General features: G+C 33.8%; 15 protein-coding genes. All 15 read right to left on the bottom strand.

All coding sequences use genetic code 11. From position 1 onward, the window contains the following. Window position 1: 1 nt before the first annotated feature. Complete coding sequence (locus Q4548_RS02525) at window positions 2-952, bottom strand: OmpA family protein (protein WP_303451133.1); 951 nt, start codon at window positions 950-952, stop codon at window positions 2-4. Between the two features lie 6 nt (window positions 953-958). After that, a complete protein-coding gene (locus tag Q4548_RS02520; RefSeq protein ID WP_303451130.1) occupies window positions 959-1723 on the bottom strand; it encodes an exodeoxyribonuclease III in 765 nt (254 codons plus the stop codon). 11 nt (window positions 1724-1734) lie between these two features. Then, on the bottom strand, window positions 1735-4026 hold the full coding sequence (locus Q4548_RS02515; RefSeq protein WP_303451128.1) for a transglycosylase domain-containing protein: 2292 nt from the start codon (window positions 4024-4026) through the stop codon (window positions 1735-1737). Between the two features lie 10 nt (window positions 4027-4036). Continuing rightward, window positions 4037-4522: a gliding motility lipoprotein GldH gene (locus tag Q4548_RS02510; RefSeq protein WP_303451126.1), complete on the bottom strand. Its 486-nt coding sequence runs from the start codon at window positions 4520-4522 to the stop codon at window positions 4037-4039. Continuing rightward, window positions 4515-6074, bottom strand: coding sequence for a regulatory iron-sulfur-containing complex subunit RicT (gene ricT / locus Q4548_RS02505; RefSeq protein WP_303451124.1), 1560 nt, complete (start codon window positions 6072-6074; stop codon window positions 4515-4517). The genes Q4548_RS02510 and ricT overlap by 8 nt, the downstream gene beginning before the upstream one ends. A 139-nt stretch (window positions 6075-6213) precedes the next feature. Then, on the bottom strand, window positions 6214-6444 hold the full coding sequence (locus Q4548_RS02500; RefSeq protein ID WP_303451122.1) for a ferredoxin: 231 nt from the start codon (window positions 6442-6444) through the stop codon (window positions 6214-6216). Next, window positions 6444-7688 (bottom strand): peptidase U32 family protein, encoded by a 1245-nt coding sequence (locus tag Q4548_RS02495; RefSeq protein WP_303451121.1) that lies wholly within the window; start codon window positions 7686-7688, stop codon window positions 6444-6446. Before Q4548_RS02495 ends, Q4548_RS02500 begins: the two co-directional genes overlap by 1 nt. Window positions 7689-7692: 4 nt before the next feature. Next, a complete protein-coding gene (locus Q4548_RS02490) occupies window positions 7693-8724 on the bottom strand; it encodes a rhodanese-related sulfurtransferase (RefSeq protein ID WP_303451119.1) in 1032 nt (343 codons plus the stop codon). Between the two features lie 258 nt (window positions 8725-8982). After that, entirely contained in the window at window positions 8983-9846 is an 864-nt protein-coding gene (locus tag Q4548_RS02485) for a hypothetical protein (RefSeq protein ID WP_303451117.1), read from the bottom strand. A gap of 98 nt (window positions 9847-9944) precedes the next feature. After that, a complete protein-coding gene (locus Q4548_RS02480) occupies window positions 9945-10685 on the bottom strand; it encodes an energy transducer TonB (RefSeq protein WP_303451116.1) in 741 nt (246 codons plus the stop codon). 50 nt (window positions 10686-10735) lie between these two features. After that, window positions 10736-11125 (bottom strand): VanZ family protein, encoded by a 390-nt coding sequence (locus tag Q4548_RS02475; RefSeq protein WP_303451114.1) that lies wholly within the window; start codon window positions 11123-11125, stop codon window positions 10736-10738. Then, complete coding sequence (gene gcvH / locus Q4548_RS02470; protein WP_303451113.1) at window positions 11091-11471, bottom strand: glycine cleavage system protein GcvH; 381 nt, start codon at window positions 11469-11471, stop codon at window positions 11091-11093. The genes Q4548_RS02475 and gcvH overlap by 35 nt, the downstream gene beginning before the upstream one ends. An 11-nt stretch (window positions 11472-11482) precedes the next feature. Further along, entirely contained in the window at window positions 11483-18493 is a 7011-nt protein-coding gene (gene sprA, locus Q4548_RS02465) for a cell surface protein SprA (protein ID WP_303451112.1), read from the bottom strand. Window positions 18494-18498: 5 nt separating this feature from the next. Further along, window positions 18499-19080, bottom strand: coding sequence for a Holliday junction branch migration protein RuvA (ruvA, locus tag Q4548_RS02460; RefSeq protein WP_303451110.1), 582 nt, complete (start codon window positions 19078-19080; stop codon window positions 18499-18501). Between the two features lie 3 nt (window positions 19081-19083). Next, window positions 19084-21348, bottom strand: a complete 2265-nt coding sequence (locus Q4548_RS02455; protein ID WP_303451109.1) for an NADP-dependent malic enzyme — start codon at window positions 21346-21348, stop codon at window positions 19084-19086. Window positions 21349-21589: the final 241 nt, after the last annotated feature.

Raw genomic sequence — 21589 nt, 5'->3', positions numbered from 1 at the left:
TCTATTCGTTCAATAATTTTGTAATCGCATCCAAATTAGGTGACAATACAATTTCTATTCTTCTGTTTTTTGCTTTTCCTTCAACAGTTTCATTTGTAGCTACTGGATTGTATTCACTACGACCCGCAGCCGTTATTTGATTTGCAGATACTTTTTCGTTTTGTAAAATGCGTACAATTGCCGTTGCTCTTTTTACTGATAGATCCCAGTTGTCTTGAATAACTCCTCCTGATTTGTAAGGAACATTGTCTGTGTGTCCCTCTATCAATACGTTGATGTCCGGATTTTCTACCAGTACTTTGGCCAATTCAATCACTGCCTTTTTTCCATTAGCACCCACAGCCCATTGTCCGGAACCAAAAAGCAATTTATTATCCATAGAGACATAGATTTTTCCGTCTCTCTGCACCACTGTCAACCCCTTTCCTTCAAAACCGATCAAAGCATCACTGATGGCATCTTTCAATTTTTCCATGGCTTGCTCTTTACTTGCTATCAAAGCTTCTAAATCTTCAATTCTTTTAGAACGTGCATCCAAAGCTGCTTTTAGTTTTCTCAACTCCGCTTCTTCTTCAAACAATTCGTTTTCTTTGTCTTCTAAAGCAATCAATAATTTTTGATTTTCAGAAGCTTTTGCATTGATTTCAGAAGAACTTTTAGACGATAATAAATCATAAGAATCTTGCAAATTTTCTTGTTTTTTTTGCAATGCTTTAAAACTTTGTTCTAAAGATGCAACCTGATTATCAACCTCTTTTTTCTCTTGTTGCAATTCACTCAATTGTTCACCAATAGTGTTTTTATCTTTTAACAACTGATCATTTTTAGCGATTAGTTTTCCATTGGTTTTGTAAAGCTTGTCGTATTTATCTGACAATTCCACAAATCTTTTTTTAGTCACACAACTAGTAAACATGAATAAAGTAACGATAGAAACTAAGACTGCTTTCATAAAATATTATTTTGAAATTTCTAAAACGATAGGACAATGATCTGAATGCTTTGCTTCTGGTAAAATGTAAGCACGTTCCATTCTCTCTTTTAAATTGTCCGTTACCATGTGGTAATCAATTCTCCACCCCTTGTTGTTATTTCTGGCATTTGCCCTGTAACTCCACCAAGAATAATGATGAGGCTCTTTGTTAAAATGTCTAAAACTATCTACAAAACCACTCCCAATAAATTTACTCAACCACGCTCTTTCTACTGGTAAAAACCCAGAAGTGTTCTTATTTTGTTTTGGATTGTGAATGTCTATTTCTTCGTGACAAATATTGTAATCTCCACAGATAATTAGGTTCGGAATTTCTTTTCTTAACTCAGTTACATAGTCTAAAAACTCATCCATGTAATTTAGTTTAAAACCCAAACGAGCATCATTGGTTCCTGAAGGCAAGTACAAACTCATCACCGAAAAAGTATCGTAATCTACACGTAAATTTCTTCCTTCAAAATCCATGGTTTCTATACCCGTACCATAAACTATATGCTTAGGTTCTTCTTTGCACAAAACCGCTACACTGCTGTACCCTTTCTTTTGTGCAGAAAACCAATATGTATATTTGTATCCTATATTTTCAAAAACGGTCAAGTCCAATTGTTCTTTGTGAGCTTTGGTTTCTTGTAGGCATAAAATATCTGGATTGGCAGCTTCTAACCAATCTAAAAAACCTTTTTTAAGAGCCGCTCTTATTCCGTTTACGTTGTAAGATATAATCTTCATGTTGATGAAATTTAAAAATCAGTACTAGTTTCAATTGTTGAAGAAGCATCTTCATCCTCACCCGACGAATTACAATCAATTGCTATACCAAAATTTTCTGGTTGTTCAAAATCTTCTTGACTGATAGACAGTGCTTCATCTGCGTAACATTTTTTCATAAACAAAGCCCAAGTAGGTAAAGACATACTTGCTCCTTGTCCGTAAGTAATTCCCGCAAAATGTGTAGCTCTTTCTTCTCCACCTGTCCATACTCCTACAGCCAAATTAGGCACAACTCCCATAAACCAACCATCCGATTGATTTTGTGTGGTTCCTGTTTTACCTGCAATAGGATTGGTAAATTGGTATGGATACCCAGTAGCTACATTTTCAGGATATTTTCCCCATTTACCACGCAAACGAACTCCAGATCCTTCCATGGTAACTCCTTTTAACAAATCCAAAACAGCATAAGCAGCTTCTTCACTCATCACTTCTTCAGATGCAGGAACAAAACGCTGTAAAATACTTCCGTTTTTATCCTCTATACGCATCACCATGGTTTGATGTACTCTAAATCCTTTGTTGGCAAACATTGCATACGCTCCAACCATATCGTACAAACTAGCATCTAAAGTACCTAAGGCTATAGACGGATAAGGATCTATATGTGATGTAATTCCCGACTTTTTAGCCAAATTCACTACCGTTTCCGGCCCTACTCTATCAATCATTCTTGCCGTAATTACGTTGACAGATTTTGCCAAAGCCTGTTTTAAGGTTAATTCTCCACCATATTCTTCTCCCGCATTTTTAGGAGTCCAGTCACTTAACAAACCGTATTTTCCCTTGGGAATGGTGTAAGGTGTGTTAGGATATTTTTCACAAGGAGAAATTCTAAATTGATTGATTGCCGATGCATACACAAAGGGTTTAAACGTAGATCCTACCTGACGTTTTCCTTGTTTTACATGATCGTATTTAAAATATTTATGATTGATTCCTCCTACCCAAGCTTTGATATGTCCTGTTTGTGGTTCTATTGCCATCAATCCAGATCTCAAAAATGATTTGTAATATTTGATGGAATCATAAGGAGACATCACCGTATCCTTTTCTCCTTTTTTCCAATCAAAAACTTTCATTTTTCTTGGTTTCTTAAAATTTCTTAAAATTTCTTTCTTGCTTACCCCTTGGTTGTTTAAGGTTTGGTAACGCTGGGTTGTTCTAATGGCTTTGAACAATATTTTATCTATCTCTGAATTTTTCAAATCATAAAAAGGTGCTGTTCTGTTCCTTTTTTGTTCCTTAAAAAAGATACGTTGCAAATTAGACATGTGTTCAGAAACTGCTTGTTCTGCATATTTTTGCATACGAGAATCTAAGGTCACATAAATTTTCAAACCATCTCTATACAAGTCGTAATACGTTCCGTCTTCTTTAGGGTTATTTCTAATCCATCCTTTTAAATAGTCTCTTAAATGTTCTCTAAAATACGTTGCGTGTCCATCACTGTGACCTTCTGGAGTAAACTCTATTTCAAGAGGCAATTTGTTTAATGAATCTTTTTCTGCTTTGGTAATTAATCCATTTCGTTCCATTTGTCCAAAAACGGTAGATCTTCTTTTTTGTGCATTCACAGGGAATCTTCTAGGATTGTACAAAGAAGGATTTTTAGCCATTCCAACTAAAATAGCAGATTCTTCAATAGCCAAATCTTTAGGTTCTTTATTGTAATAAATTCTAGAAGCAGAACGAATTCCAATTGCATTGTACAAGAAATCGTACTTGTTTAAATACATGGTTATGATTTCGTTCTTAGTATACTGTCTTTCCAACTTTACAGCAATAACCCACTCTTTTAATTTTTGAAAAACACGCTCTATAATATTTTTAGTCCCGTAATTTTCTGTAAACAACTGTTTTGCCAACTGTTGGGTAATGGTACTTCCTCCTCCATCTTGTCCAAGTTTACTTACGGCTCTAGCCAAAGCAAAAAAATCGATTCCTGAATGCTCAAAAAAACGTTCGTCCTCAGTAGCAACCAAAGCTTTTACCAGGTTTTCTGGCAAATCTTGAAACTTTACAGGAGTTCTGTTTTCTCTATAATACTTTCCTAAAGTAATTCCGTCTGAGGAAATAATTTCTGTTGCAAAATTTCTTTCAGGATTTTCTAATTCTTCAAAGGTGGGAAGCTTCCCAAAAGCCCCCATATTGATTAATAAAAAGACAGCTGAAATGCTTAAAATTAAAAATGAAAACAAACCCCAAAAAACTTTTAAATACAAAGAATAATTTGGTTTTGTCACTTTTTCTTGTTCCATTATCGTAAAATTAATTTTGTGATTTTTCTATTCTAAGACCAACATCTCTTACACCAATAAGTTCTGTCAGCCCCTGAAGTTCTCCTCTTTTTCTCATTGCTTGTGTAAATTCAAATTGATAAGTTCCCTCTTGTGGGAATTTATAATTTTCTAGAAAAAAGAGTTTGTTGTTTTTAACATCTGTAAGTCCCTCTCCTAACCATTTTCCATAAGCATCTGCCATTTCGTACTCCAAAGTATCTTTGATAGTAACCCCATTAGGAAGAGTCATTTTACTAATAACATATAAATTTCTATACGGGAAATTAGCATCTGTTCTCATGTTTAAAAAAACATGTAAAGGCTTGGAAACCTCTTTTAAATTTACTTCAAAAACAATGGAGTCATTGGCTGCCCAACGATTGTTCTCCACTGTTTGGTAGGTGTCATATATCTTATTTCCATCACAGGAAACAATCAACATAGCTGCAATAATTATCAAAAGGATTTTATTCACTTTTAGCAGGTCCATTGTTCGGTTTGTTTGGTCTTCTCCTATTGTTATTCCTTCTTCTTGGCTTGTTATTAGCAGCCGCATTAGGTGTGTTTTCTGGAGCCGTGTTTGGACTCTTATTTTCATTTACATTCTGATTCGGTGCAACACCTCCTTGAGGTTTTTTCCTTTGAGGTTTTCTTTGCGGTCTAGGCTTAATTGGTTTAGCCGATTCGTTATTTTTTTGCTCCGGATTGGTCGTAGAGTTTGGTTTCTGAGGTGCTTGATTCGGATTTTTTCTATTCCTATTATTTGGCCTTCTCCCTGCGGGTCTGTTTCCGTTTTGTTTTGCTACAGGTGTTTCTGAAGTTTTATCCGTATTTGTTTTTGGGCCAGCATTTCTTGGTGTAGCCCCTCCTCTAGTGTTTGAACCAGAAGTAGCCCTATTTGTTGGTTTTTTACTTCTTCTACGTTTCGATCTTTTAGGTTCGTCAAAACGAGTCAAACTATCTTGTCCTACTACATTTTCAAAATCAACCTTAGTTTCTTCTATGTTCTCCGCATCAAAGTCTTCTAAACCTTCTACAGAATTTCCTTTTTTATTTTCCGAGATAATTTCTAACACTTGTTCTAGCGTTAGTTTGAACCATTTGGATTTGTCATCTTTGTAAGTGTACCACAACACTTCTTTAAAAATGTCCATTTTCACAAAAACACCTAGCCCTCTTTCTGTTTTCAACATCAAATTCTGAGAAGGAAAACTTTTTAGACTATCCAAATAAGTATCTAATTCATAGTTCAAACAACATTTTAGTTTTCCACATTGTCCTGCTAATTTTTGTGGATTTAAAGACAGTTGTTGATATCTAGCCGATGCTGTATTAACTTTTCTAAAATCTGTAAGCCAAGTAGAGCAACACAATTCTCTACCACAAGAACCAACTCCACCTAAACGTGCAGCTTCTTGTCTTAATCCCACTTGTTTCATTTCTACACGAATAGAAAAAGCAGAAGCCAATTCTCTAATCAACTGACGAAAATCTACACGATCGTCTGCCGTATAATAAAATGTTGCTTTGTTCCCATCTCCCTGATATTCTACATCAGAAAGTTTCATTTTAAGGCCTAGTTTGATGATGATCTCTCTACCTCTTTTTTGGGTTTCTTCTTCTTTATTTCTGGCTACTTCCCAGATATCAATATCTTTTACAGTAGCTTTTCTATAAATTTTCTTTACTTCATCACTATCTACAGCAACTCCTTTCTTTTTCATCTGAATCTTTACCAATTCTCCTGTCAAAGAAACTGTTCCTATATCATGGCCAGGATTTCCTTCTACAGACACAACTTCACCAATGGTTAATTGAATGTTTTTTTCGTTTTTATAAAAATGCTTTCTTCCGTTTTTAAAACGAATTTCAACTATGTCAAATGGTTTTTGTCCTGTAGGCAATTCCATATTTGCCAACCAGTCAAAAACCGTTAATTTATCACAGCTACTTGTACCACAACTTCCGTTGCTTTTGCAACCATTTGGTACTCCTCCTTCTTTTGTTGAGCAACTAGTACAGCTCATATATTTTTTATCTATTATTCACACTAAGTGTAAGGTTCACAATTCATTTAAAATTAACAACTTTGTTAATTTTTTCTATCAATTTCTAAAGATATAATTATTCTAATATAAAGTAAAACTAATAGCTTATATATTGAATTTACATCTGCTTTACTTCTATAATTTTTACGGGACAAGCTTTTTTAGCTTCAAAAGCTCCATCAAAAATTGATTCGTCAGGAGATTTTAACGTAAAAAAACCTTTTTTTTCTTGAGCTCTTAACAACACCGATTTTCCATCTTTTTTAGACATCTGAAATTGTTCAGGAGCCAATTCCACACAATAATTACAGCCAATACATTTGTTACGTTGCAAAGTAATTATTACCATTATGCTTCTACCGTATTTTCAACTATTTTGTACAATTTATCAGAAGGTCTAATTCTAAAATCTAACTTTATTGTACAACTATCTCCCTTAGACGCTTTGTTTGCTGATGTTTCTGCTACATACAACTCTTTCACTTCCATTTCTTTTGCTCCCGTGGTAGGTCCCGTAATCAAAATTGTATCTCCCACAGTAATATCATAAGCTTCTATCTTAAACTCCCCAACGTTTGCTTTTGGAAAATAATGCATTCCTTTTCCTAAATACACTTTTTTTTGTGTAGCATGAGATCCAGAACCTTTGCTCCACTCGCCTAATTTTTGACCTAAATAATAACCACTCCAAAAACCTCTGTTGTATACTTTTTCTAATTCTTGCATCCAAGAAATCACTTTCTCTTTGTCAAAAGTTCCTGCCTGTAAACTATCAATGGCTTCTCTATAGCATTTGATCACTTTTGCTACGTATTCTGGAGCTCTTCCTCTACCTTCAATTTTTAAAACTTTGATTCCTGCATCTACAATTTCATCTAAAAAATCAATAGTACACAAATCTTTAGGAGACATGATGTACTCATTATCCAATTCCATTTCAAATCCTGTTTCTTGATCTATCACCGTATATTTTTTACGACAATTTTGTTTGCAAGCTCCTCTATTTGCAGATGAATTAGCCGAATGTAAACTCATGTAACATTTACCCGAAACAGCCATACACAATGCACCGTGACCAAAAATTTCAATTTCAACCAACCTTCCTGAAGGACCTTTAATTTGTTCCTTTTCTATTTGCTTGGTGATGCTCTTTACTTGACGTAAACTTAATTCTCTACTCAAAACAATTGTATCTGCAAACATTGCATAAAACTTAACCGTTTCAATGTTTGTAATGTTTATTTGTGTAGAAATATGCACTTCCATTCCCTCTGCTCTTGCAATTGCAATAACTGCCTGATCCATACAGATAACTGCAGTAATATTGGCTTGCTTCGCTTTTTTAATTAGGGTTTTAACAATGGACAAATCATGATCATAAATAATGGTGTTCAACGTTAAATAAGAACGAACATTTTTATTTGCACATCTTTTTGAAATCTCATCCAAATCATCCAACGTAAAATTTATGGATGCACGAGCTCTCATGTTCAGTTGTTCAACACCAAAATAAATAGAATTACATCCGTTGTCTAAAGCTGCTTGTAAAGATTCAAAATTACCAGCAGGAGCCATCAACTCTATCTGATTCATCACTTTACTTTTTAAACTTTAAAACTTCTGAACGTCCTTTCTTAAAAATCTTATTACTGTTGGACTTTCCTTTGCGCAATTCTTTTTGTTCTTCGTATGGCAAAGCATTGATTTCTTTACATTCAACAGAACAACATTCTTCCATTTTTTTATTACAAGAATCACATTGTATAAACAACAAATGACAAGCCTCGTTAGCACAATTTACATGAGTATCGCAAGATTCTCCACATTGATGACAATTAGAAACCACATCTTCTGAGATTCTTTCTGATTTTCGGTGATCAAAAACAAAATTCTTTCCCTTAAATTTATTTTCAATTCCTTTTTCATTTACCTGACGAGTGTATTCTATAATTCCTCCTTCTAACTGAAAAACGTTTTTAAACCCTTTGTATTTGTAATACGCGCTTGCTTTTTCACAACGAATTCCACCTGTACAATACATTAACAAATTCTTATCCTCTTTATGGTCTTTTAGGTCTGCTTCAATAATGTCTAAAGAATCTCTAAAAGTATCAACATCGGGTGTAAGGGCTCCATCAAAATGACCAATTTCACTTTCATAGTGATTACGCATGTCTACACAAATAGTATTCGGATCCGCTAACAATTTGTTAAATTCTTCTGCATTTAAATGCACACCTTTGTTGGTAACATCAAATAAATCATCATTCAAACCATCGGCTACAATTTTATCTCTAACCTTAACTTTTAATTTTAGAAATGATTTATTGTCTTGCTCTATTGCTACATTCAACCGAATATCTTTTAAAAAAGAAATGCTATCCAAATGTGCTTTAAACTCATGAAACCTATCCGCGGGCAAAGACAATTGCGCATTGATTCCTTCTTTGGCCACATAAATTCTTCCCAAGACCTCTAACGGATCCCAAGTAATGAATAAATGATCTCTAAAAACTTGAGGATTTCCAATGTTGTGATATTGGTAAAAAGAAATGGTTAGACGGTCTTTACCGGCCTCATCTATGAGTTGCGCACGTTCTTCTGCGCTTAACTTATTATACAGTTGCATGCTATATCAATTTAGTTAAACAGTAATAATTTTTGCAAAGGTATTAAATCCAAAACAACTATGAAGCCTAGTTTTCAGGAATGACTCCACAACATAAAAAAACTCCCTGCAAAAGTGTTCCTTTTTACAGAGAGTTCTAAACTAAAACTTATGAAAAATTACTATTTTTAAAAAACTATTCTAACTATTTTACTAGTTACAAATGCTGTGCCAAAACAAAAAATTCTAAAAAAAAAGAAGTTTTTCGTTGATTTTTCTTTAAATAGCAATTTTTACGTACGCTGTTTTATTTTCATATTTTACCAAAACGATATACAAACCTCTAGAAAGATATTGGTTTTGGATTTGTTGTCCCATTACATTATGCACCGTAAGCACTTTTCCTTTATTTGTTACAATGGATTGATTTCTAACAGACAAAAACAAACCTTCTATTGAGGAATTCTCTCTATTTGATAATGTTAAAAATTCAAAGTCCGTTGTATCAAACGGTAAAATCGTCTCGCCCTCACCTGTTGATGTTGTCCAGTTAATTTCATTTGCAATCAATGTTCTATAACCAGCAACTGTATTAGCTGTTCTAACTCCTGTATACTTTCCTCCATCTTTACTTGCAGTATCACCAATTACAACATAAGTAGATGTTGTATTCAAACCTGTAATCGCAAAATTTGTTCCTTGACCTGTATTTCTATTTTCTATACCCGCCAACCATTTTGTAACATTTCCTGTAGCAGGATTTCCTAAAGTAGCAAAAATATTATCTCCACTGGCTGATATATTAAACCCTAAATCATCGGAAGAATCAACAATTGTACCTACTGACGCTGTTAATGAAGCCTCAATATCTGTAAAAACAACAACAGTACCTGCATCAACAACAGAAGCACCTACATTCCAATCTAGAACTCCTTCACTGGTGGAATCTAAACCTGTTCCATCAGAATTCGGCTCAGCATCTGTAAAATAGATAATTGTATTTGCTGGTAACTCTGCTAAAGTTACGATTGCAAAATCTTTATCACCATCGGCATTAAAACCAATAAAGGCAATATCTCCTTGATTTTGGCCAAATAATGAAACTGTTGCGCACAAAAAGACCCCTTGAATTATTTTTTTCATAGCTTTTTTCCCAGTAATTTATGAATTTTTTATCATAAACGCAAAAAAGAGCAAGATTCCTAAAAATCTTGCTCTTTTAAAAAAATTGAATTATTTCTCTACTCTACTTTAAAAACTAAAGGCAATTGAAACAATAAGTTTACTTTTCTACCATTCTGACTAGCTGGAACCATTTGAGGCAATTTTTTAATTGCACTTTCAAACTCTGCTTTTAACTCAGGATTTTTTGCTCTAATTCTGATGTCTGTTACTTTACCGTTGGTATCAACTTTAAAAACAGCATACAATCTCTGAATTCCAGACAATCCTAACTCATCTGCTAAACCAGTATCAAAATTTCTTTGAATTAGTCTATTTACTTTTTTACTAAAACAATCTTTTAGAGCTTCAGCACCTTTTTCTTTTTCACATCCAGGAAAAATTGCAGGATTTTGAATAGCAGCAAAAGGAACATCTTCATAAGCTACTTCTTCTACTTCATCACTATACTCAATAGTTTCAATATCTATTTTTTCATCTACCTCAGCCTCCGTAGTCTGAATTACTACTTCTTCAATAATAGCATCGTCTTCCACTTTCTCAAATTGTTCAGGAGTTGGTGGTGGTGGCGGTGGTGGTGGTGGTGGTGGTGGTGTAGATGGTGGTTTGATTTGCATCAAGACCATATCTTCTACATCATCTGACTGTAAGGTTACCGATTGTAATTCATCTACAACCCTGTCGTAAGTTTTATGCTCTATAGCTACATACACTATATACAGCGCTAAAACCAACCCCAGCATGGTAAAAACCTTACTAAAATTTTCAAGATTAGATTTGGGATTCTTTTTAACTTCCATTTTTATTCAGTTCAATTGAATTTTAGTTTGCTAAAATAACGAAATTAGAATTAGACTTGCAAATATATACGGTTAAGTAATTTCAAAAAAACGTAACCTAATAATATCCCCATAGAATTTGCCAAAATATCAAGTAAATCGCCTGTTCTATAGGTTGTCAAGCTACTTTGTAACACTTCAATAATTACACCATATCCTATTATCATCAAAATTAAATGCAAGCTTTTAACTTTAACTTTACCAAACTGGCAAGATAACAGCCAAAAAAATGACAATATTGAATACGCAAACAAGTGTTTTACCTTGTCTGAGTGCTCATAAGTACCAAAATTTGGCAAGCGTTGTAATTTGACTAGACTCAAAACCATAATAAGCACAGAAAAACCTATCGCCAAAAAAAGACTACTATGCTCCAATAAGTTCCTTATAGTCTTTTGCATCTAACAAGTCTTTTAGATCATCTATGTTTTCAGGCTTTACTTTGATCATCCATCCTTTACCATACGGATCTTCATTTACAGCTTCTGGCTCATCTTCTAACTCTTCGTTAAATTCAACTACCTCACCTGTAATAGGCATAAATAAGTCTGAAACAGTTTTTACAGCTTCTACAGAGCCAAAAACTTCGTTGACTGCTACAGTGTCATCTAATGTGTCTACATCCACATAAACAATGTCTCCTAATTCGCTCTGAGCAAAATCTGTAATTCCTATCACCACTAAATCACCTTCAATTTTTATCCATTCGTGATCTTTGGTATATTTTAATTCTTCTGGAAAATTCATATTTATTGTTTTTAGTTTCCTAGGTTATATACTAAACTTAATCCTGCATTGATTGATTGACTTGGATACAATGTAGATATTGCATAACTCGTCATGTTCTGATCGTAATACAGAGATGCTGTAAAATTACGACTTAAATTATAATCTGCTGCAACTTTAATTCCCAATAAATTTTGCCCACCTACTGGCTGGCTTGTCTGAGCATCTATACTTCTAATATTGGTTACATCTGTTCTATAAGAAACATCTGCTTTAATGTTGATATCTCCTTTTAAAACTTTAGATTTTCTTAAAAATCGAGTTCTGATTTTCACATCTTTAAAACGGTATCCTATTCCAAAAACATATTCATTACCCACAATTTCGGATAGTGTTGTGTTGTTTAAGTTTAGAGATAACGTTCTATTGGTGTTGATAACACCTTTAAATGTAAAGGAATTTTTCAATTTCACATCCATTTTTATCAACGGAGAAAATGCATCAATCAACGTAATTCCTGAAAATATTTTATCTGATTGAAATTTATTAGAACTATCTGTGTTTAAATTATTGGAGAAATTGTTCATCGTATAAGATGAATTGTATCCGTGCGTAAGCGTAAAATTGGTGAAATTCTCTTTAAAAAAGTCTATTTTCATCAAACCTTTATAAGTCAATTGCCAATTTGGAACTGGAATTTTCTTAAAAATATTTTTGCTAGATTGTGTCACATCATTTCCACTATAAGCAGCCAGAAAAGAATGAATCAACACTTCTTGGCTGTTTAATGCTTGTGACAAAGTTCCTTCGCCATTTTCTATGACCGCTTGGTAATCTGGATGAATTTCTGCTACTATTTTAACCCTATTGTTTACAAAAGTGTTGAACAACGCATCTGGATTGTTACCAACAGCTGTTTTTATTAAAGAATAAGATATGTTAAAATTACCCGATTCACTCACTTGCGCATTGTCTACTATTTGTTGTTGTTCGGTTGCAGAATAACTTCTGTCTGCTGTAAGTTGAATGTTTAAATCATTGAAAGGTTTCAAGTTTAAATTGTAATTCAGACTTGTATATGTGGTTTGATTGAAATTTTTATTATAGGTTACTCCATCAGATCCTTCTGCAATCAGCCAATTGTTATTAATTGCATTTTGTACAATATTGCTCTGCTGTCCAAATACATACCCCAACCCCGGAACATAACTTCCGTTGTATTTATCTCTTCCTAAAAATCCTATTTCTGGCAAATATCCATTTAAAGAACTATTGCTATTGCTTGAGTAACTAAATTGTCCTGTTTTGATGGAACTCAACACCCCATATATCACATCTTTAACAGAGGTTTTACTTTTAGTTTGTGACAAACGAGACGATTTTCCTTTAGAAAGAAAAAGCTTTTCCAACCCTATCTCTTTGTACAATTTAGAAAAATTTAAAGTTCCTGATAAATTGTGAGTATTACCATTACTAATAGTATTCCCTACTCTATCTACAAAATCTGGTGACGTTCCTTGCCAACCAAAATTACCTGTGTAAGAATAATCTGCACTTATAAAAGTTAGAAAAGGTATTTTATCAATTGGCAATTTGTAGTTTGCTGTTAATGTTTGACTGTAAGTACTCGGTCTACCTATTTCAAAGAAATTAGAATAAATTCCTATTTTATCTAACACTGCTTCATCTTCATCTGTGTTTATATTGCGTTCAAAATCGTCATAAATATAACTGTTATTCGCACTAAAATTCACATTGATGGCACTAGATAATTTGTAACCTATTCTATAATCCCAATTGAACATAAAATTACGTTGTTTCAGTGTAGGAATTGCAATTCCATCTTCTCCTACATCTAATAAATCTCTCGATTTATATTCACTATAACTTCTCTTTACAGAACTATTTACCGAAATATCCGAAGGCAATAAGTTGAAATTAAAATCGCGTAAAATAGCCAGTTTTTTGTCCTTAAGAAAACCTACATTCTTTAAAGGTGTTACTTCAATTTGTTTGAATTTAAAAGCATAATTGGCAGACGTGTTTACGTTTTGTTGAATGTCTTTTTCTACAACGTAACTCTCATTTACAGCATCACTATAATCGTAAGAAACACTAAAATTTTCTATATCATATATTTGAGGTTTTCGTAACGAAGTACTAGATCTTTCTTTTTTCACATTGATCAGGCTAATTCCTCTTCTTTTACTTTTAACCTCAATATTTTGGGTGATGGTATTTTCTGACAAAACATCTTCATACCTAGGATCAAATTTTGGGGTTCTAATCTCTTCAGAAATGGTATAATTTACAGGAATTTTTACATTCCATTTTTGAGGCAACAATTGTCCTGCATTGATACTTGTGTTGACACTATAATTTTTTATCTCTTCTTGACTTCTTTCATTGATTGTTTCGTCTATATTACCAAAACCAATGGATTGATATCCTCCGTTTACAGAAATTTTGGCAAAATCAGCAATGGTTGCATCGGCAGATATATTGGTTGCCCAACCTCCTTGATTGTCAAAACCAGACATTCGCAACTCATTGAACCAAATTTCTGCTGATTTTTGAGTAACATCTGCATTTTTAATCCCTAAAAAGATGGTTCTAACATTAGACAAATTAGGATTTCCTTTTACTCTTAAGGATGTAATTGTATTGTCTACAGTTTCCGGATATACAGACGTAGTTGTAAATCCTACCTCATCTCTTTCTAATTTAACCTCTGTCAAATCTGTTAAGTACACATCCAAATTATTTTCTTCTGGCCAAACAGTCAAAGCATTTAACGTGTTGCTTGTTCCAAAATTGGGAACATCTGTTGTTTTTAAAGGAATTTCTATTTGATAATAATTGTCATTTGTATCAGAACCCAAACGGATAACAGCAATCAATTCATCATTATTTACTGTATTAGCAACTAGCTCTTCTGCATGAATAAACATTTTTAAACGCTTAAACATTCGCATATCCACACTTACATTTTTATACAACCCTACTGTATTGTTTTCTTCTAAATTCTCTACCGTCATGGTCAGAGATTGTTCATTTTGCTGTAAAACACTAGATGTTCCTTGTAATTGCTCTCTAGAAATAGTAGGAGGTAAAACGTAATTGATTGGTACTCGGTTTTCATTTTCTTCAATATTTACCGTTCCCGTTTCTACTAGATTCTCTGTATCTTCAATTTCTCTCTCTGTCAAAAGATCGTCTCCATCAATAATCTGATCGTAAATTCTCCAATCCCCTCTAACCATTTGAAAATCTGCAAAACGCAATGTTACCGGAATTTCAAAATCTGTTAAAAACATACGCATAAAACGAATGGATTGAAAACTACTGATTCCATTAATAGCGGTTCCTGTAGAAATTGGCACTCTAAACAAATACCATTTGAACTGTCTTTGTGTTCCGTTTTCTAGAGTTACAGAAGTTGTTCTTTCGTCAACAATGTGAGTGTTGGTGTTTTTATTCAAGTTATTCTGAGACAAATCTACCTTGTATTGCCAATAAGCATCTAAGGTATTCATGGTCTGATCTCTGTTTGCATCCTCAACATCTGGGTTGTTTGTTGCAGATGTTGGATAATCCTCTGTCGACAATCCTGAGGTAGGAGAGTTTCCTTCAGAATTGTTATAATTTTTGTAACGTGTTAAAATAGATGCATTTTGATTGTCTAATTCTGTACCTCTAAAAAAACGGAAGTTATCTGATGATGGATCGTCTAACGAAGCCAACATTGGAAATTTTTCTTTTTCTCTTTCGTCATTCATTCCGTCATAACCAACATCCTGATTTCTTCTAGACTCATCACCTTGATCAAACGCATACAATAACGATTTTTCTATTGGAATGTTGGCAATATTGGTCTTATCAACCACCTCATCCGACGCATCTCCATCTTCTGGCAATCCGTTTTCAAAAACTTTTCTATTATCTTTATTAATATCTTCAGAAATACTTCCCAAGTTCAAATACAAACTTCCTTTTTGATTTGTAGGAGCAGCATTGATCACAATTCCTTCACTGTTAGTAATGCTGTAATTTTCATAAGGATCTTGAATCCAAAATTCGATATATTGAATGTTAGAGCTCTGAAAATCTGTGGTAATCAAACCTCTTGTAATTCCAGCCCATCTTTCTTCCGGGCTGTCTAATTGTATTGGATTTGTAGGATTTACAATATCCTCATAATTGTAAGGACCACGTTCGTTAGGATAATAGGTTAAATCAAAAGTACTCAACGTATTTCTTTGTGTAATGTCTAAACTTCTTTCTGGAAACAACTCTGAATTTTCTACAGGTCTTACTTCTGCTCTAGACAATTCATCTGCATCAATATTACTTGGTTTTAATGACGAAGAATTGTAAAATAATTGATCAATATTGTACCAAGCTAATTTTGCACGTTTTTTACCATACTCTAAACTATTACTATTAGAAGCTCCAAAATCACGCCCCTCAAAACCTATGGGAGCACTTGCTAAAGTCCAATTCTGTGCCGTTCCCATATTTATTGGAATTTGAGCTCCTTCAAAATCATCTACATACGTGGTGGCTTCTCCTCCAATATCAATACTAGAGGGTGTGTTAGGTTTTAAATACGCAAAATCTCCTCTAACCGAAATTGAAGATGGAGCATCTGTATCAATATTTGGTAGGTAATTTACCCAATCTGTCAGCCTAGGAACTTCCGCACTGTAGTTAAAATTTAACCCGTACATTGAATTGTTTATAGGGTCTTGTCCTAATTGAACTTTATTACTGATTGGCTGTTCTTTAATATTTAGATAAGTGGCTCCTAAAACAAAGTTGTCGTTAAACTTATGCTCTACATCTATTCCTACAAAGGTTTTTTGTTGCTGATTGAAAAACGTATTGTTTTCTAAAGAAACGTTGATTGCTTGTCCAGAAGACTCAATAGCGGGGTTGATAATATTTACTTTACCCGCAAAATAATCTACCGTATAATCTACACCTTCTACTAGAATAATACCTCCTGATGACACGGTTACAGATCCTCTAGGAACATTAAACGCACCTAATGAAATTCCGTCATCGCCACTAGATGTATACAAACCCGTAACAAAAAACTTGTCTTTATTCTGATAATCATTTTCTGCTACAGAAGCTGTTGTGGTATACAGTTCGTTAAAAACATATTTTGCTTGATCTTCTGAATTGCTCAACGTGTTTTCTAAATCTCGTCCAAAGGGCTCAATGGTAGGAAAAATAATGGATCCATTTTTAGAACTTATAGTAACTCCTTCTATAAAATCAAAAAAACCATCTCCTTTTTGATATTGTTTTCCGTTTGTAGATGTATAAACTCTCGTAGAATTGTTGTTTACATCTAGACGATCTAAATTGGTTAAATTTAAAATGGTTCTGTTTTTAATTTCTTCTTCTTGAGCTTTTAACAAATTGTTTGTTGCTTGTCCTGTAGCATCGTCTCTATACAACAAGCTCATTCTAAAACCATCGCTTTGTAAATTGTAAGCTCCAATACTGTATACATTTTTCATCAGCAAGTTCCACACAACATCCTCCGTGTTTATCAGTTGTGGTCTTACCAATTTTACCACAATATTCTCATCACTTGCAATTCCGTCTGTAGACAATTCCCCCACTCTATATGCAACACCATTTCTAGTGTATTCATAAGCCACTGCCAATACATCTCCATCGCTCAAACGGGCATTTAGAGAAATGTATCCCAATTGACTGTGATATGTAAACTCACTAGCTGATAATTTTCTTGCATTCTCTATAACAGCATATTCTCTACCTTGCTCTAAACTTGACAATTCAGAATAAACATTCTGAACATCTCTTAATTGTGTTTTGTCTGTTCCAACATATTTACTCAAGCTATTTTCAGCATTTCTAGGAATCAACTGAGCATCTACCGCTTGTGTTACTACTCCATTTTTATTGGTAATGTTAGATGTTGAATTATCATACACATCAGTACCTGATTCTCCTAAATCTACCAAACCAACAATATTTCTTACATCTTGTGTGTTGGTATTTCTGTTGGTTACCCAAACTTCCATTTTGGTAATTTGAACCGTAGAATTGATTAGAGGCAATTCAGCCAATGCATTGTTGTAATTGTTTCTAAAATATTGTGCTACAAAAAAGTGACGATTGTTATCGTATTGAGTAGTTCTTAACTCAAATTCTGTAAGTGCCGATGCTCCTTCTGCAACAATATTTTTAGTTTGAGATTGTTGCTGTGAAAAAACACTGGTAACCGTGGTAGCTCCAAATTGTAATTGTGCTTTAACTCCAAACAAACTTTGAGAACCATTGATCAAGTTATTTTTAATGTCCATGTTCACATTACCCACTTCTAATTTTCGAATCAAATCATCTTCTCCTGGTTCAAAATCTAACTTTATTTGATTTTGAAAAGAGAATGTAGATTGCGTATCGTAATTGATCTCTGCGGTCAATCTCTTTCCTACTTGAGCAGATAAATTTGCTCTAATTTGTTGATCAAATTGTGGTGTGTAACTTTTTCTATTTTCTTCAGATAAGATTGGATTTTCTACATTCTGATACAACAATCCCATTCGGATAGTTAAAGAACCACGAGGCACCAATTTTATTTCTGTTCCTCCAAAAAGAGTTTCAAAAAACTTATTATTTACATACATGGTAGGCAATAAATCTTTTTGAGCTTCTTCAGAGTTTTTTTTCTTTCCGTCTATCGCAGCAGTTTTTGCTTGAAAATAATCACGAATGTCTTCTCTTAACTTGTATTCCTTGTATTCTTCCTCAGTAAAATATTGAGGTGTGGTAAATGTTGTATTCCCTATATTTTCTCTAACAATGTACCTATGAATACTTGCATCATATTCAACTTCTTTCTCTGTCGGATTTTTTAAATATAAGGTTCCGTCTTTAAAATTGTCAAATGAAAACGTATGAGGTATGGAGTCTGATTCCATTACGGCATTCTCTTTTTCTTGAGCGTACCCATGAGATACGACAATACAGAACAAAAGCCATATTTGAAACCAATTTTTCAATAGTTTTATAGTTTTTTTAAAGCTAGTTTTATCAACTTTTCAACATTTGCATCTGGTGATTCTTTTAGTATAGAAGTAACCACTTTTTCAGCTTGACGTTTTACAAAACCTAAAACCTCCAATGCAGATAACGCTTCTTGTTTGATGCTATTGTCCTCTATTAGAGAACTATCTTGCATATCGTACGTTTTTACAATTTTGTCTTTCAATTCAATAATTACCTTTTGAGCCGTTTTAACTCCAATTCCTTTTACAGATTGAATGACAGCCACATTATCTGTAGCCAATGCTCTCTGAATTTCTTCGGTAGACAATGAAGATAACATCGTTCTTGCTATACTAGGTCCAATTCCTGAAACTGAGATCAGCAATTTAAAAATTTCTCGCTCTAAAATAGTGGTAAATCCATACAAAGTGTGTGCATCCTCCCTTACAATAAGTTGCGTGTATAAAGTTACCAATTCCGCATCTGGAATTTGGCTATAAGTGTTTAAGGATATGTTCAAAAAATAACCTACGCCATTGCATTCCACAATGGCGTAGGTTGGATTTTTTTCTACTAATTTACCTTTTAAATGGGTAATCATTCTTTATTGGTTTTGTGCATCAATTACGGCTACAGCTGTGATGTTTACAATTTCTTCTACACTGGCACCTAATTGTACCACATGTGCAGGTTTGTTTAACCCCATCAATATAGGACCAATTGAGGTTGCATCAGTCAATTCCTTAATCATTTTATAAGAAATATTTGCTGCATCTAAACTAGGAAAAATAAATGTATTTGTCTCCTTTCCACACAAATCAGAGAAAGAAAATTGTTTTTCTAACAATTCATGATTCAAAGCAAAATCTGCTTGAATAGGACCATCCACATTTAAGTCTGGTCTTTTCTCTTTTAAAATTTCAACTGCTTTCTGCACTTTTGCCACTCCTTCTGAAGCTACTCCTCCAAAATTGGTATATGATAACATAGCAATGTGAGGTTCAATTGCAAATATTTTTGCCATTCCACTAGCCAACTCAGCAATGTTAGCCAACACTTCTGATTGAGGATCAATGTTTACCGTAGTATCTGTAAAAATCAACGGTCCTTTTTCCGTAATCATAATGTTTGCTGCTGCAATTCTTGAAGCATTTGCTCTTTTTCCTATTGTTTCAAAAATAGGTTTTACAGTGGATGGATAATTTCTTGAATATCCTGAAACCATCGCATCTGCATCTCCCTCATTTACCATCATTGCAGCAAAATAGTTACGCGTAACCATGTGCTTTTGTGCATCTAACAAACGAATTCCCTTACGTTGACGTTTTTCCCAATATTTTTTAGCGTATGCATTAACCTTTTCAGCATACTCTTCACTCTTTGGATCAATGATTTCAATTTCTGTATCAAAACCAATGTCTTGCTTTAAGGCTGTTATCAACTCTACATTTCCTAATAAAATTGGCTTAGCAATACCTTCATCAGAAACAATTTGCGCTGCTTTTAACACATTTAAATGTTCTGCCTCTGGGAATACAACTCGTTTTGGATCTTTTTGAGAACGACTTACCAACATACGCTCAAACTTACTTCCAGAACCAGAGCGCTCCATCAATTCGTGCACATATGCATCCCAATCTGTAATTGGTTTTTTAGCAATTCCACTATCCATTGCAGCTTTAGCAATAGCTGGAGGCAATTCGTAAATCAATCTTGGATCAAACGGTTTTGGAATGATATATTCTCTACCATATTGTAAGTTCTTTTCTCCATAAACAATGTTTACTTGTTCTGGCACATTCTTTTTAGCCATATCCGCCAAAGCATGTACAGCTGCCATTTTCATTGCCTCATTAATTCCGGTAGCTCTAACATCTAAAGCTCCTCTAAAAATAAAAGGAAAACCTAAAACATTATTAACTTGGTTAGGATAATCTGAACGACCTGTAGCCATAATTACGTCTTCACGTGTGGCAACTGCTACGTCGTAATCTATTTCTGGAGTTGGATTTGCCATGGCAAAAACAATAGGATCTGGTGCCATTGTTTTTAACATTTCTGGTGTTAAAGCTCCTGCAACAGACAAACCAATAAACACATCGGCTCCATTAATTGCTTCTTCTAAAGTTGTAAATTCAGTATCAACAGCAAATTCTTGCTTTTGAGCATTCAAATCTTCACGCTTGGTAGTAATCACCCCTTTACTATCGCACATTAAGATATTGTTTTCAGAAACTCCCAGTTCTTTATACAATTTTGTACAAGAAATAGCTGCAGCTCCTGCTCCATTTACAACCACACGTACTTTCTCTATATCTTTTCCTGTAATTTCAACTGCATTTTTTAATGCTGCTGCAGAAATAATAGCTGTACCATGTTGATCGTCGTGCATTACAGGAATGTCCAACTCTTCTTTCAACCTTCTTTCTATTTCAAAAGCTTCTGGAGCCTTAATATCTTCTAAATTGATTCCTCCAAAAGTTGGAGCAATAGCTTTTACTGTTTCTACAAATTTATCAACATCTTTGGTATCTACCTCAATATCAAACACATCAATATCTGCAAAGATTTTAAACAACAACCCTTTTCCTTCCATTACGGGTTTTCCAGCCAAAGCACCAATATCTCCCAACCCTAAAACAGCTGTACCGTTTGAGATTACTGCTACTAAATTCCCTTTAGAAGTATACTTATAAGCATCTTCTGGATTTTTTTCTATTGCCAAACAAGGAACCGCAACTCCAGGCGAATACGCTAAAGCCAAATCTCTTTGAGTAGCATATTTTTTTGTAGGTACTACCTTGATTTTACCTGGATGAGGTTTTTCATGATAGTCTAAAGCTTCTTGTTCTTTTTTTGTATAACTCATATTGAATAATTTATAAGACAAATATACCATTTGTATTTATGAAGCAAAATGAATAGATTTTTTTTGATCATTCTCAAAGATAAATAGGCCTGAAAGCTAAAATATTGCAAATAATGAAACCATTCTTTGATAATACTGTTTTTACTGCATCAAAAAATACATTATAAATTTACAATAGCTAATTTAAAATCAAATGTGCTTCGTTAAAAACCGAAATTCATCTTTTGTATTGAAAGCTTTT

Source organism: Wenyingzhuangia sp. 2_MG-2023 (genome assembly GCF_030548295.1).
In the GTDB taxonomy this organism is placed as follows: domain Bacteria; phylum Bacteroidota; class Bacteroidia; order Flavobacteriales; family Flavobacteriaceae; genus Wenyingzhuangia.
Note: the sequence above shows the minus strand (reverse complement) of the source record. Positions and strands in the feature narration are given on the sequence as shown.

Excerpts from the sequence above, each read along its gene's own strand:
- Q4548_RS02490 (WP_303451119.1), bottom strand. The coding sequence starts at position 8,724 with ATGCAACTGTATAATAAGTTAAGCGCAGAAGAACGTGCGCAACTCATA.
- Q4548_RS02455 (WP_303451109.1), bottom strand. The coding sequence starts at position 21,348 with ATGAGTTATACAAAAAAAGAACAAGAAGCTTTAGACTATCATGAAAAA.
- Q4548_RS02475 (WP_303451114.1), bottom strand. The coding sequence starts at position 11,125 with ATGCAAAAGACTATAAGGAACTTATTGGAGCATAGTAGTCTTTTTTTG.
- Q4548_RS02515 (WP_303451128.1), bottom strand. The coding sequence starts at position 4,026 with ATGGAACAAGAAAAAGTGACAAAACCAAATTATTCTTTGTATTTAAAA.
- Q4548_RS02495 (WP_303451121.1), bottom strand. The coding sequence starts at position 7,688 with ATGAATCAGATAGAGTTGATGGCTCCTGCTGGTAATTTTGAATCTTTA.
- ruvA (WP_303451110.1), bottom strand. The coding sequence starts at position 19,080 with ATGATTACCCATTTAAAAGGTAAATTAGTAGAAAAAAATCCAACCTAC.
- Q4548_RS02525 (WP_303451133.1), bottom strand. The coding sequence starts at position 952 with ATGAAAGCAGTCTTAGTTTCTATCGTTACTTTATTCATGTTTACTAGT.
- Q4548_RS02520 (WP_303451130.1), bottom strand. The coding sequence starts at position 1,723 with ATGAAGATTATATCTTACAACGTAAACGGAATAAGAGCGGCTCTTAAA.
- ricT (WP_303451124.1), bottom strand. The coding sequence starts at position 6,074 with ATGAGCTGTACTAGTTGCTCAACAAAAGAAGGAGGAGTACCAAATGGT.
- Q4548_RS02480 (WP_303451116.1), bottom strand. The coding sequence starts at position 10,685 with ATGGAAGTTAAAAAGAATCCCAAATCTAATCTTGAAAATTTTAGTAAG.
- gcvH (WP_303451113.1), bottom strand. The coding sequence starts at position 11,471 with ATGAATTTTCCAGAAGAATTAAAATATACCAAAGATCACGAATGGATA.
- Q4548_RS02485 (WP_303451117.1), bottom strand. The coding sequence starts at position 9,846 with ATGAAAAAAATAATTCAAGGGGTCTTTTTGTGCGCAACAGTTTCATTA.
- Q4548_RS02500 (WP_303451122.1), bottom strand. The coding sequence starts at position 6,444 with ATGGTAATAATTACTTTGCAACGTAACAAATGTATTGGCTGTAATTAT.